Here is a 14,502-nt window from a genome sequence, read left to right as displayed (position 1 = left end):
TGCGCTCAGAGAGATTCGAACTCCCGACCCCTTAGTTCGTAGCCAAGTGCTCTATCCAGCTGAGCTATGAGCGCATTAAGTAAATGGCGGTGAGAGAGGGATTCGAACCCTCGATACCAGTAATAGGTATGCTTCCTTAGCAGGGAAGTGATTTCAGCCACTCATCCACCTCACCGGAACGAGCCGCCATAATACAAACTAAAACCCTATTGTTCAAGTCATCATAGTGAAATTTTCTTGTTTTTTAGTTCAATGAATTATTTTTTAAGCAATTTCCTCATTATTTTCGTCTTTTTCGATCAAACGCTTGTTAAGATAGATATTATTTCTTCATCAAAATACTGTAGTGCATAACACATTATTGCAAACCTAAACGTGCAGTTCGGGTCTGCATGACTTATGCTAAACTTATCTGCCAAGCGTGAAACCAAACGACATGACAAAAAACTGGGCTGACCCCGAAGCGAAAGCTGAAGCTGAACGTTATGACAATCCTATTCCAAGCCGTACTCTTATTTTAGATACATTGGAACAATTGCAGACACCGCAATCTCATGCAGAACTTGTCGATCATTTTAATATTCATGACCAAAAAAGTATTGAAGCTCTAAGTCACCGCTTAAGTGCTATGGTTCGTGACGGCCAAATCATGAAAGACGGTTTTAAATTTCAGTTGGTGGCAGATCAACCAACCTATGAAGCAACTGTTTATATTAATAGTAAAGGTTTAGGTACGGCACATATTGATGGTCAAACTGATCTTTTACTTCCTGAACGCGAATTACGTTTAGTATTTAATGGTGACCGAGTTAGAGTACGCCAGACTTCGGTTGACCGTAAAGGTAAACCATGGGGTTTTATCACAGAAGTTTTACAGCATCGCGTTAAACAATTAATTGGTAAATTGTCAGTTCACGATGGCGAATATTTTATTCAACCCAACCATCCAAATCAGCACCAACCTATTCCTTTAGAAAAAGAATTGGTAACACATGCTAAGGCAAATGTTGGCGATATGCTACGTGTCGCAATAGATAGTTATCCAACTCGTGAAGAGTTTGCGACGGCGCATATTATTCAGTCTATGGCCGATAAAGCTGATACAGAAATTATTATTCCACAGACCATTCTTGAATTTGGTTTGCCATATGAGTTTCCTGATCAAGTCTTAAAAGAAGCTGAAAGTTTTAAAGAGCCATCCGCTCAAGATCGTGAAGGCCGTATTGATTTAAGAGATTTAGCATTAGTTACGATCGATGGTGAAGATGCTCGAGATTTTGATGATGCGGTTTATGCAGAAAAACGTCCAGGCGGTGGTTACCGTGTAGTCGTCGCAATTGCCGATGTGAGTCATTATGTCCGCTTAGACTCAGCCCTCAATGAAGAAGCTGAGGAACGAGGCACTTCGGTATACTTCCCGCACTTTGTATTACCGATGCTACCAGAAGCTTTGTCAAACGGTTTGTGCTCTCTGAACCCTCATGTAGACCGTTTATGTATGGTCTGTGACTTAAAACTCTCTCGTACAGGCCGTGTAACAGGTTATGAGTTTTATCCATCGGTAATGCATTCAAAAGCACGTTTGACCTATACACAGGTAGCACAATATTTTGACGGCGCCACAGATGCGATTCCAAAAGATCGTGATGTTCATAAATCTTTAAATACGCTTTTCCAGCTTTATCAGATTTTGAAAAATTTGCGTGCTGATCGTCATGCAATGGAATTTGAAACCATTGAAACTTACATGACTTTTGATGAGCTAGGCGGGATTAAAGAAATTTTGCCACGTACACGTAATGAAGCACATAAACTCATTGAAGAATGTATGTTACTTGCTAACGTTGCTGCCGCAGAATATGCATTAGAACATGATGTTCCAATGTTATATCGCGTGCACGAAGCTCCAGAGTTTTCACGTATTCAGAAAGTAAAAGACTTTGTAAAATTATTGGGTCTACCCTTCCCTGACCAGCCAACTCAAGCAGACTATCAAAGAGTTATTGAAGCAACCAAAGATCGTATTGATGCACCAAGCATTCATGCCGTTTTATTACGCTCAATGATGCAAGCTTATTATGGCGCAAAAAATGCAGGGCACTATGGTTTGGCCTATGAAGCTTATACACATTTCACTTCGCCAATCCGTCGTTACCCAGATTTATTATTACACCGTGCTATTAAAGCACACTTAAAACAAAAGCCTTATCCACTCTCTGGTGCTGCACTAGATGATGCAGGTGAACATTTCTCTCAAACAGAACGCCGTGCTGATGAAGCATCTCGCAGCGTAACGACCTGGTTGAAGTGCCACTACATGCAACAGCATTTAGGAGATGAGTTTATTGGTGTCGTAAGTGCGGTAACCGAATTTGGTTTATTCGTGACACTTAAAGATCTATATGTCGATGGCATGATTCATATTAGCCAACTCGGCGATGACTTCTTTATTTATGACCAAGCGAGCCAAAATCTAGTAGGTCAAAATCGTGGTCAAGTCTTTGGTTTAGGTGATGAAGTTAAAATTCAGGTAGCTGGCGTAAATCTTGAAGAACGTAAAATTGACTTCCAGCTTATTAAACAAGTTACCCATGCAGGCCGAGTAGTTCGTAGTCGTGCACCGCGTACTACTAAAACAGCAGCTCAGGCTAACGAAGAAGTCTTCAGCAAACCAACAGTCAGCAGTGATGGTGAAAAACCTGTTCACAAAAAGAAAGAAAAAAGTAAGCCAAGTTCTTACACCAAAAAATCTGGTAAAAAAACCTCAGCAAAAGCTGAGGCTAAACCAGAGAAGGTGAAGAAGAAATCTAAGCCTAAAAAGAAAAAGTCGAATGCAAAATCAAAGGCAGAATAGTGGGTAAATAATTATCACGTTTCAGTAATAAGTCTCCAATAGGAGGCTTATTTCTTTTTAAAAAGGGTTATTTTACACATTAAGCTTGATTTCCAGCTTGAGAGGACCTACATCTAATACCATGTTTAAAAAATAATGTGGCTATTAGCAATGACTTTACAGCAAGCGACTTTACCAACTCCGCGTTTTGACCAAATTAAATTAGAAAATTTAAAACAAGATATTCAGCAAGCGATTCAGGCAGGCCAGGAATTTTTAAATACTCTTACAGCTGTACCTACAGATAGAGCACAGCAACTTTCCATACTTGAGCAAGTCGATACGCTTGAAAATAATCTGAGTGAATCATGGGGCGTTTTATCGCATTTAAATGCGGTAATGAGTAATGCAGAAACGAGAGAAGTTTATCAATCCTTATTACCGGCATTGAGTGAATATTACACTCAGCTTGGTCAACACACGGCGCTTTATCAGACATATCAACACATCCATGATGATCAAGGTTATACATCGCTTAGCCCAGCCCAACAAAGTGCTATTCGCCTCGCTTTACGTGACTTTAAACTTTCTGGTGTAGCCTTAGAGGGTGAAGAGAAAAAACGTTATGCAGAGATTTCTGCGCGTCTTTCACAGCTTTCTTCTGATTTTTCTAACCACGTACTTGATGCCACACAAGCCTACTTTAAACCACTTACCGAAGATCAGTTAAAAGGCCTTCCAGAAAGTAATATTGAATTATTAAAACAGTACGGCAAACAACGTGAACTTGACCAAGCTGTAGCAACCCTCGATTTCCCAGCATATTTTGCGATCATGACTTATGCAGATGACCGTGCATTGCGTGAAGAGCTTTATAGAGCTTATGTAACTCGCGCATCAGAACAGTCTGAACAAACTGAGTTTGATAACAGCAAAATTATGGAAGAAATTTTGAGTCTCCGTCAGGAAATGGCGAAACTACTTGGTTTCAATAACTACGCTGAATATTCTCTGGCAAGCAAAATGGCGCCAGACGTAAAAACAGTACATGAGTTTTTGGTTGATCTAGCAGAACATGCGCGTACTCCTGCACTTCAAGAAGTTGCGGAACTTCAAGAAATTGCTAAACAAGATGGTGTGGATGAACTCAAACCTTGGGATACAACGTACTATTCTGAAAAGCTTAAACAGCAACAATTCAACTTATCTCAAGAAGCTTTAAAACCTTATTTCCCTGCACCTAAAGTTCTTCAGGGATTATTTCAGATTGTGCAGCGCCTATACGGCATTAATATTATCGAAAGACAAGCACCTGTCTGGCATCCAGATGCACGTTATTTTGAATTAGAAGACCAAGGCCAAGTGATTGGTGGATTCTTCTTTGACATCTATGCTCGTACGGGAAAACGTGGCGGTGCATGGATGAATGGTTTCCGCTCACGCATGCAGACGCTTCATGGCTTACAAAAACCAATTTGCTATATGGTGTGTAATTTCACCCCTCCGGTAGGTGATCAACCTGCTTTATTGACTCATGACGAAGTGATTACTTTATTCCACGAGTTCGGACATGGCTTACATCACATGTTGACAGAGGTAGATAACATCTCGGTTGCAGGAACGCACGGTGTTGCTTGGGATGCAGTGGAGCTACCAAGCCAGTTTATGGAATTCTGGTCATGGGATAAAGAAAGCCTTGATGTACTTAGTGAACACATCGATAGTAAACAAACTTTGCCACAAGAATTACTAGATGCTTTATTAAATGCCCGATTCTTCCAATCTGGTATGCAAACTTTGCGTCAGCTTGAATTTGCATTGTTTGACTTGACCATTCACACAAAAACGCCTGCGCTAAACAGTGAGCAAATTCAGCAGACCTTAAACGACATTCGTAAGCAGTATGCAGTCGTTCCTACTGTCGGCTACAATCGTTTCCAACATAGCTTCAGTCATATTTTTGCTGGTGGTTATGCCGCGGGTTATTACTCTTACAAATGGGCAGAAGTCTTAGCAAGTGATGCGTTTGATCGTTTTGAAAATGAAGGTATTTTTAACACTCAAACAGGTAAAGAATTCCGTCAGGCAATTTTAGCTGTGGGTGGGAAAGACACCGCGCTTGAGGCATTTGTTAATTTCCGTGGGCGCGAGCCTAAAATTGACGCGTTGTTACGTCATCAAGGTTGGACGAATGACAACAAAACCGCTTAAACTATGGACCTAAATTGATCGTGTGGTTAGGGTGATAAAGATGAAAAAACGTTTCATTGCTGGGGCAAAATGTCCAAAATGTGAAGCCATGGATCGGATTGTCATGCTAACCACCGCAGAAGACGAATGGATTGAATGTATCGAATGCGGTTATAGCGAAAATCGTCCGACTCATGTTGATGAGCCTGAAACGCCAGCTATACCTGATGAAATTGGGGTAATACAGTTCAAGCCACGTCGTCCCGACTAAAGGTCTTAAACATGCCACTACAAAGAAAACAAAACTCAAAATTATTATGGATTTTAATTGGGGGCTTAAGCATTCTCGTAGTGCTTTTTTTTGCAGCACAATGGTTTTTTAAAAAAACTGAGTCGTCAGCACCACTGGTTGATCCTCAACCTGTATCGACGCCCGCTCCTGCTAAATCTGCTGATCCATCACCAAGCTCTGAACCCTTAGCTGAAAATGTAAGTTCTCAGCAACTTGTCAGTGAGAATGTGCTTAAAGAACCTGTACCAGCCCAAGAGTCTTTAGCAAAAGAAGAAGTATCAAAACTTGAAGATATCCATCGCCAGTTAAAAGATCAGGAAGCAACCTTAAAAGCTCAGCATACTGATGCTGATCAATTAACTAAACTCAAGGAAGAACAAGTTAAATTGCTTGAAGCTCAGCTTAAACAGCAATAGTTTTTCAATAAAATTTAAAAAAGCTAAAGTTATCTATCTTTAGCTTTTTTTATTTGGATTTAAAAATAGTACTAATTATCTTTTTCTCAATTTACTCAATCTACTTATTAAAAAAGCCCTCCGTTTAGGAAGGCTTTTTTGTATAACTGATACTTTAATTTAAGTTAATGATACCAACCGAATAACTTAAATACATATGGTACGTAAGTCACTAATACCAGTGATGAGAACAAGACAATAATTGGTAGCAACCAGCGCTCATAACGGAAGTAGAAACTTGTATATTTCTCTTTCGCTTCAGCATCAGCCGCATTCACCTCATCATCTCCGACGGACAACCGCGTGAGTAGATGGTTCAAGGCAACTGGTGGTGTTACATAACCAAATTCGAATGCAACCAATACAATCATCCAGAAATGAATTGGATGAATACCATTTTCGTATGCCACAGGTGCAATAGTTGCAGCAACTAAAATTACAGCACCAAATGGGTCTGTACACATACCAATAATGGCAAGTAATAACGCAATACATGCAAGTGAGATATAAATACTGCCTAAATGGGTCGGCAATAATTCAACCACTTCAGAGCGTTCAATTAAACCACCTACACTTGCAGACAATGCCATCAAGATAATTAGAGCACCAATATGGCCTACAGTTTCTGAGGTCGCAAAACGAAGTGCTCCACCAAAACCAAGACGGAATTGAGAACTATGCGGATCATGCGCACGAAGGAATGGTGATTTTTGTTCGTGTTCACGAACAATCGCCTCATGAATATTAATTGCAGGAGTTTCTTTTGTAGCGACCAATTTGTCATACAAGATCATTGCGATGAGGACTAATGGCAAAATTACTGGTGCAGTAAACTCATTCATTCCTGTATCTAGCGCATATTTATAGATCGCAAGAACAACAGCAGTGATCAGAATATATGGGATTACGGGTACAAAGGCACGCATCATGCCTGGAATCGCAACTTTTGGTGAATTCACACGGAATTTTTCTTCAGCCAAAAGTAAAGAAACACCCAAGAAAATAAATGCAGTTAACCAAAATACATAGATACCATGACCAAACAATTCATCGGACGTTACATGGCGGCTATCAAGCATTGCAATTAAAACGACCAATAGACATGGACGTACAACTACACCTAAAGAACCTGACATGGCAGACACAGCCAACGCATATTGACGGCGAGCACCTGCATTCCAGACTTCTTTATAAATAATTGCACCAGCTGCGATTACGAAAATACCTGATGCACCTGTATAAGCTGTTGGTACCGCAGCTGCAATTAGAATTAACCACGTTAAAGTTTCTGGCGCCAAGTTCCATGGACGAAGCACATTAAGGAATAAATCCATAACACGTGTTTGAGTCAAAAGCATACCTGCCCAAATAAACAAGGCAAGGTTTAAGAAGATACCTGAGAACTCAACCAATAAACCAAGGTAAATCCCTTGCCCCATTGGGTAATCCATAAAGAATGTGAATACAATACCTGTAATTAGTGCCATGTAAGCATATAAAGGCACCGATAGTAGAGCTAAACCTATATTACCGCCTTCACGTTTTGGTGGAGGTGAGAAAAATAATTGATAGAGACTAATTAAGGTCAGTACAACAAATAGAATCATCCAGATCCAGTAAATCGTTACTGTTTCATAGGTAGGTGTTACCCCAGAATTTATGACTGAACGATACTGACTAATTACCGAGAAGCTAAGTAATGCATTACCAATCAACATAAACAGAGAATACACTTTGTAATCTATTTTTGTTGCCGGATTACGCAAGCCAATATGGTGATATTTCAACGATGCAGTGATCGCAGAAATCAGAACCATAAAGATGAGTAAAATAGCGCGGTTCTCTGTACCGAATTTAAAAATACCAAAGAAACCAGTCTCGATAGCACGGTAAGTACGTACCCCAGGGTTAGCTTCGATATATTTAATGGTTTTATCATACGCCTGATATTTTTCATCACATTGTTGCTGCGCTGCGAGTAGTGATGCACGGACATCACTTTCCGATGCTGCACCAAAGAAACTCGCGAAATCATCAGACGCATTCGCTTTCATTTGTTCTTTTACTTGAGCATCGATATTTGGATGTCGATCACAAGTTGGCTTTTCTGGCTCAGCACGCAAAAAAGAATATTGCATACCTGTAGCAGGGTCACCATAGAGGCGCTCCCCGATACGTAATAATTGTCCGTGGATCATTTCCCCGGTACCAATAATTAGAGTCATTAATAGCAGAATAAGGATGACGAATGTTGAGATCCATTCGTTCCAGATATAACCCAGCAGACCTAATCCAGATCTTTTTTCTTGATGTTCTTGCATAAATATTCCAATTTTGTTCTCTCAAAAACCTGTAAAAACAGAAGTTTGAGTCATGCAATTTTCTTGGTCAGGGGTTAAATCCATCCCCCTTCTACCAATCCCTTTATTCAACGATCAAATTTGCATCAAACTTTATGAATAAAGAATGACTAAAATCACTTTTTTAACAGTTTGTATTGTCAATGTTTCTTTTTTAATCTCTGCACAAGCCAATAGCATCCCCCAAAAATTGCTCCACCTATCGCTCCATATAAATGGGCCTCAGTTAAAACAGGGCTTCCTATTAACTGGGCAGTTCCTGTTTGCCCGAATGTATTTTCCCATATGAGTTTAGCTACGATTAATCCTAGAACCAAAAAAGCAAAATTACGCTCTTTACGATATTGCAAATACACTAAAGCAACCGCTGTATATAGCCCATGTAATACACCAGACAGCCCTGCATACGCTTCGATATAAGGTAAATAAAAGTAGAACACCAAACTAATAAAAGGTGGCAACAGCAAAAGTAGACTTAAAATATGCCATGCTTTTGTATGTGGAAAGATAAAGGGTAAACAGGCAAATGCCATCATATTTAAAAGAAAATGAATCCAACCTACATGAACCCAGTGCGCTGTCCATAAACGCCAGAATTCGCCAAGTAAACTGTCACGCCAATAAATAAAAGTATCAGGAAACACCTGTAGACACGCAGAAATGGAAATGCACACTGCGACCAAAAGCACTTTACTATTCAGTACATGATCCTTCATGGCACACTCCTTGAAATTAAACTTCTTGCAATTATTGTAGAACTTAACAATAGACTCGCAAGAAGTTAGTCTTTCAAATATTTTTACTGCGCTGCTGGTGGAGTAGATGAATCCGCAGGAACTTCAGAAGCAGCTCCGCCATCAAACAATTCATCTAGCTCTGCTGCACCTTCATTCTTATCATCCCAGAAATGAGACATTCCATCATCTCCGGTACGTACACCGGTATGCTCGGTCCAGTAACGGTCAGAGATCCCACGTACAATAAGGCCTGCCATACTATCAATTAACTTAAAGTTCGGATTGACAGGTTTATCATCAGCTTGAGATGCCGCATATGATCTTAATGCATCACGAATTTTTGCATCATCACCACTTGCTTGGGCAGCCACTGCATATAAAGCATGAGATAAGCGAACACCTTTTTGCTCGCCTAATTGCACTGACTGTTTCAAAGTTTGATATGGATCTGGCTTACCTTCATCTGCACCAGGTAATAAAGTCCATATAACAGCACGCGTTGCGTTAGGCGCTCCCCAGAATTTTTCATTATCTAGGCAGACCATTCCCCGCTCTACAATAGCAGCGATATCTTTAGGAACATTAACTGCGCCACCAGAGTTAATATCATTGGTCACAGCTTGTAAACCGCTGATCATTCCCATTAAATAGACAGTTTGATCTAAGTCACTACGCATTGTTGGACAAGAATCACCTAAATGATATTTATATTTAGATTCCCAACGGTCAGCAAATAATTTATAACCCGTATATTGACGTTCAGCAGCAATTGCAGCCCAACGTTTTTGTGCAATACGAGCATCCTGAGCTTCTGTTACCTGTCCCGCTTTTGAAGCCCGCAAATAACGCAATTCTGCCTCTAAAGCCTGGTTTTCAGCACAGACACCCGACGCTGCATATAGTAATACTGCAACACGTGTAGGGTCTGCTCCCATACCTTTAGTAGACATAATTGCTGGAGTTAAAGCATTACCTGAATTACAGACCATTTCAGCATCTTGCATAGCAAGAATAGGTGGAATCATATGCTTTTCAGTAAAACCTAAAGCAACATTAGCTCCGGTTTTTACCACATAAGAACAACCTGATAAAACTGAAGCTGCAAGAAAACTCACCGCCAAACCTTGGCTTATTTTTTGGACTTTAGACATCTTCCTGTCCTCTATGTAATTTGTTTTTTCCTTTTCAGATGTACATTAGCAGATGCATATCTTGAATAAAAGAGTAATTACTCTAATTGTAGCGCTTATACTTTGACACACTTCACAGCAGATAAAATTGACAGTTTTTCGAGGAAACAGAAATTTTGGGCAAAAAAAAGTAGCATTGCGACGGTTCAGCACATGCTACTTATTAACTGAGATAAGCTTTTAACGGCTTATATTATTTTTGTTCTATATAATCCTTGAGTAAAGTTCCTGCTCTTCCTACTACTACAGCCATAACTACTGCAATTAACAGAAACATCCACATTGAAATCTCCATGAGAGACCTCCTTACTACAATCGCACCCAGTAATAAACTGGACACTTGATGAAATTAATCGACTAACCAATTTAATAATTGACTGATCGACGACCTTGCATCCTCTGTCTCTTAACTTTGTTAAAATTAACTTTGTTAAGATGTTCCCTGAGTAAAGTTCCTGCTCTTCCTATTACCACTGCCAAAATTATGGCAATGACCAAGAACGACCATGTTGGCATCTCCATTTTGAGACCTCCGACACACTTTACGTTGGTGTTTGTACTTTAACCGATCAAATAAATACCCATAGGTGAAATTGTCAGACAATCACCTTTCCTTCGCTTTTTTCTATACTTTAACTAGACAATCCTGAACTCAAGCAAGAAAATGATTATTAAGCTTTTGTTTTTTATAATTTTTAAATAAATATACAATTGTAGAATTGTCTAACAATTAATAGAGTTTTTCTAAAACTTTTATCCTTTTCCACTGATGAATAGGAAGCTGATCGTACCAAATAATAGCTATCTTCGTAGGTCCTCCTTCAAAATAAACGATTATGAATAACTGATAATCAATTATTTTAATAATTGCTAACCGGTGAATCGCTTTTTGAGAGGTGTATGCAACCGACCATAATTTTTGATCCAAATATACAATTTGAGATATTCGTGTTTGCTTTAAAAAGAAGATAAAACTAATAGATAAAAGAATAAGAGCACATAGCCACCACATGGGTGTTAATAATTGATAAAGCAGGATTGCTAAGCCCAAACCAACAAAAAGCTGAAATATTACCGAGACACGGCTATATTTCAGCTTAAAATTTAATTCTTTTATCAAAACAGCTTAGCCATGCACATACTGTTTTAATTTATAAATAAATTCACGTAACTCTGTACGTGGAGGTTCAGAAACTTCCATGAACCAATCTAATAAATCTGGATCTTCTTGTTCAACTAACTCTGCAAACAAGGCTTTTTCTGCCGGATCAGCTTTCAAATAATAGTTTTTTACATACGGGTCAAAATAGACGTCAATTTCTTTTAAGCCGCGGCGTGCTCGATAAATTACTTTACGTTCTTCCAAGGTCATTTCGTCAGACATTTATTTCCCCATCTGCGTTGATAGTGCGACTAGTTTACCTGATCACCTTACAAAGATCGCTAAAAATATCAAATTGACCAAATTTATCATCTTGTTCTCATAATTGAGCATTCATCACATTGTTAGGTATGAAATGCTTCCGTATGTTTAGGGTCATAACATCACACCTGAACCAAGGAAGAAATACAAATGCAATCTGGTGCCATCCGTCCTATTCCAAATATGTTACCGAGACACTTATTTAATGAAGAACATGAAGCCTTCCGTGAGACCGTCCGTAAATTCTATGAAAAGGAAGTAGTTCCAAATATAGAAAAATATGAAAAACAGCAACATGTGGACCGAGATCTTTGGAATAAAGCTGGAGAATTAGGTCTTCTTTGCACCACAATGCCAGAGCAATATGGTGGTTCTGGGGTAGATCGTCTATACAGTATGATTCTTATCGAAGAACAAGCGTATGCGATGGACTCGAGTACCGGTTTCTCTTTGCATTCCGACATTGTTGCTAATTACGTTAATAATTTTGGTAATGAAGAACAAAAACAAAAATGGTTACCCAAAATGGCAACTGGAGAAGTGGTCACCGCTATTGCAATGACAGAACCGGGTACGGGTTCAGATTTACAAGCGGTAAGAACCACAGCCGTACTTGATGGTGACGAATATGTCATTAATGGCTCTAAAATTTTTATTACGAATGGCTACCTATGCGACATGGCCGTAGTCGTTTGTAAGACTGGTAATAGTGATAAAGGTTCGGCGAACTTATCATTAATTATTGTGGAAGCAGACCGTGCTGGTTTTAGTAAAGGTAAACCTCTAAACAAAATAGGAATGAAAGGTCAGGATACTTGCGAATTATTCTTTGATAACGTTCGCGTTCCTAAAGAAAACCTTTTAGGCATGGAAGGTATGGGCTTTATTATGCTCATGAAAGAATTAGCATGGGAACGAATGTTAGTTGCTATTATTTGTCAGGCAGGCGCTGAAGCAGCCTTTGCACATACCGTTCAATATACAAAAGATCGTAAAGCATTTGGTAAACCTATAGGCGCATTTCAGAATACACGCTTTAAACTTGCTGAACTTAGAACAGAGATAGATTTCTGCCGTACTTATCTAGATCGTTGTATGGAATTACAACTTGAAGAAAAATTGAGTGTCGAAGCTGCCGCAGCTGCTAAATATAAAATTTCTGATATGTTCTCGAAGATTGTAGATGAATGCCTTCAATTGCATGGTGGTTATGGTTATATGCTTGAATATCCAATTGCGCGTGCCTACATAGATCATCGAGCAAATCGAATTTATGCAGGTACCAATGAAATCATGAAAGAATTAATTTCAAGAACACTTTGATATCTTCATAAGAAAAGGGGCATTACGCCCCTTTTCTTATTTAATATGACTTAGGATACTAATTTTGGTTTACGTTCATTTGCTTCAGAACGCTTATGAAAATGAAGAATACCATCTTCAAATGTCGCATTTTTTAAGGACTTTCTATCTTCGAGGTAATTATTAGTCACCTGCCATGGAGCACGTTTACCTTGTTTAGGAAGTTCATGTGCTGCACGGTTAATATAACCTGAAGATAGCTTACCCATTACGGTATCTTCTTCCATCACCGTCTTATCACCCGATGGAATCACTTCATCATAACTATTTTTGTCCATATAGTTTAATAAGCGACAAATATATTCGGCAGCGATATCCACTTTAAGTGTCCATGATGCATTCACATAGCCAATTATCATCGCCATATTTGGTACATCACTGAGCATTATGCCGTTATAAAGCATATGTTCAGATGAGTTGATTGGTTTCCCATCAAGAGTAGCCTGAACTCCACCCATAATCTGAACTTGTAGCCCTGTTGCTGAAACAACGATATCAGCATCAAGATGTTTGCCAGATTTAAGCAAAACACCTTTTTCGGTAAATTTCTCAATCTGATCAGTTTCTACACTTGCTTTGCCTTCACGTAAAATCTTAAACAAGTCACCATCTGGCACTACGCATAAACGCTGATCCCAAGGATTATATGAAGGCGTAAAATGCTTCATATCAACCTTACCTTTAAGTTGCACTTCAATTGCTTTTAGAAGTAAACGACGTACAGTTTTCGGATGCTTCTGAGACAATGCATAAATAGCACGTTGCATGCCAATGTTGCGAGCACGGGTAAATTTATAAGCTGCTTCTTCAGACATAAATTTACGCGTTTTTTCATAGATGAAATCGATAGAAGGAACACTAGCAATATACGTTGGAGAACGCTGCAACATGGTGACATGACCTGCCCCACCTTTAGCCATGGCTGGTACTAAAGTAATTGCTGTTGCACCACTACCAATAATAACGACTTTCTTACCTGCGTAATCTAAATTTTCCGGCCAATGCTGTGGGTGAATAAGCTGCCCTTTAAATGCTTCTTGATTTGGGAAAGAAGGCGCATACCCCTGATCATAATTATAGTAACCTGTACATCCAACAACAAAATTTGCAATCCAAGTCTGCTGTTTTTTATTGCTATCTTCTACTACAACCTGCCATTTTTTTGAGGCAGAATCATAATTAGCAGAAAGTACACGATGACCAAAATGAATTTTTTCTTTTAATTTATATTCATCAATTACTTCGCCTAAATAACCTTTAATAGAAGCACCATCAGCTAATACATTCGCTTTACACCATGGTTTAAAGTTAAAACCAAAGGTAGACATATCTGAATCTGAACGAATACCAGGATAACGGAAAAGATCCCATGTTCCACCAAAAGACTCACGACGTTCTAAAATCTCGAACTGTCGTTGTGGTGAATTTTTTGACAAATGAGCAGCGATTCCGATTCCTGAAATACCTGCACCAATGATTAAAATATCAACTTGCTTTTCCATTTTATTTTTATACCCATTGTTGAGAATATAAGTTTATTAAAACACAATTTTGACAATACACAATGTCAAGTTTGACCGTTTATCTGCTTTTTTATGTCACTTGAGGACATTTTTATAATTTATTTTGTGACTAGAAATAAAAAAGACCGGTATAAAAC

Annotated in this window: 11 protein-coding genes and 2 tRNA genes; 5 read left to right on the top strand and 8 right to left on the bottom strand. The window is 39.0% G+C overall.

Features of this window, described 5'->3' with window-relative positions:
* Both POD11_RS14100 and POD11_RS14095 read right to left on the bottom strand, forming a co-directional pair.
* Positions 1-74, bottom strand: a tRNA-Arg gene (locus POD11_RS14100).
* 10 nt (positions 75-84) lie between these two features.
* Positions 85-175, bottom strand: a tRNA-Ser gene (locus POD11_RS14095).
* A gap of 261 nt (positions 176-436) precedes the next feature.
* Here POD11_RS14095 and rnr point away from each other — a divergent pair.
* The 4 genes from rnr (at position 437) to POD11_RS14075 (ending at position 5,731) form a co-directional block, all read left to right on the top strand.
* Positions 437-2,854 (top strand): ribonuclease R, encoded by a 2,418-nt coding sequence (gene rnr, locus POD11_RS14090; RefSeq protein WP_262457573.1) that lies wholly within the window; start codon positions 437-439, stop codon positions 2,852-2,854.
* Between the two features lie 135 nt (positions 2,855-2,989).
* Positions 2,990-5,044, top strand: coding sequence for a M3 family metallopeptidase (locus POD11_RS14085; RefSeq protein ID WP_262457572.1), 2,055 nt, complete (start codon positions 2,990-2,992; stop codon positions 5,042-5,044).
* 40 nt (positions 5,045-5,084) lie between these two features.
* Complete coding sequence (locus tag POD11_RS14080) at positions 5,085-5,294, top strand: YheV family putative zinc ribbon protein (protein ID WP_016142985.1); 210 nt, start codon at positions 5,085-5,087, stop codon at positions 5,292-5,294.
* 11 nt (positions 5,295-5,305) lie between these two features.
* Positions 5,306-5,731 carry a hypothetical protein gene (locus POD11_RS14075; protein WP_262457571.1) on the top strand — a complete coding sequence of 142 codons (426 nt, stop codon included), beginning with the start codon at positions 5,306-5,308 and terminating at the stop codon, positions 5,729-5,731.
* Positions 5,732-5,895: 164 nt separating this feature from the next.
* Here POD11_RS14075 and POD11_RS14070 read toward each other — a convergent pair whose 3' ends face one another.
* The 5 genes from POD11_RS14070 to POD11_RS14050 all read right to left on the bottom strand — a co-directional run bounded on the left by POD11_RS14070 (position 5,896) and on the right by POD11_RS14050 (position 11,441).
* Complete coding sequence (locus tag POD11_RS14070) at positions 5,896-8,091, bottom strand: TRAP transporter large permease subunit (protein WP_262457570.1); 2,196 nt, start codon at positions 8,089-8,091, stop codon at positions 5,896-5,898.
* Positions 8,092-8,270: 179 nt separating this feature from the next.
* Positions 8,271-8,846, bottom strand: a complete 576-nt coding sequence (gene rrtA / locus POD11_RS14065; RefSeq protein WP_016142982.1) for a rhombosortase — start codon at positions 8,844-8,846, stop codon at positions 8,271-8,273.
* Positions 8,847-8,929: 83 nt separating this feature from the next.
* Entirely contained in the window at positions 8,930-10,018 is a 1,089-nt protein-coding gene (locus POD11_RS14060; protein ID WP_262457569.1) for a hypothetical protein, read from the bottom strand.
* Between the two features lie 769 nt (positions 10,019-10,787).
* Positions 10,788-11,177 (bottom strand): hypothetical protein, encoded by a 390-nt coding sequence (locus tag POD11_RS14055; protein ID WP_262457568.1) that lies wholly within the window; start codon positions 11,175-11,177, stop codon positions 10,788-10,790.
* A 6-nt stretch (positions 11,178-11,183) separates the two neighbouring features.
* Entirely contained in the window at positions 11,184-11,441 is a 258-nt protein-coding gene (locus tag POD11_RS14050) for an FAD assembly factor SdhE (protein WP_016142980.1), read from the bottom strand.
* A 189-nt stretch (positions 11,442-11,630) separates the two neighbouring features.
* Between POD11_RS14050 and POD11_RS14045 the strand changes: the two genes are divergently transcribed.
* Positions 11,631-12,803, top strand: coding sequence for an acyl-CoA dehydrogenase family protein (locus POD11_RS14045; protein WP_016142979.1), 1,173 nt, complete (start codon positions 11,631-11,633; stop codon positions 12,801-12,803).
* A gap of 50 nt (positions 12,804-12,853) precedes the next feature.
* Here POD11_RS14045 and POD11_RS14040 read toward each other — a convergent pair whose 3' ends face one another.
* Positions 12,854-14,344, bottom strand: a complete 1,491-nt coding sequence (locus POD11_RS14040; RefSeq protein WP_239967797.1) for a flavin-containing monooxygenase — start codon at positions 14,342-14,344, stop codon at positions 12,854-12,856.
* Positions 14,345-14,502: the final 158 nt, after the last annotated feature.

The sequence above is a fragment of the Acinetobacter sp. P1(2023) genome (assembly GCF_028367635.1).
Classification (GTDB): domain Bacteria; phylum Pseudomonadota; class Gammaproteobacteria; order Pseudomonadales; family Moraxellaceae; genus Acinetobacter; species Acinetobacter pittii_E.
This window is presented reverse-complemented; position numbering and strand designations above follow the sequence as displayed.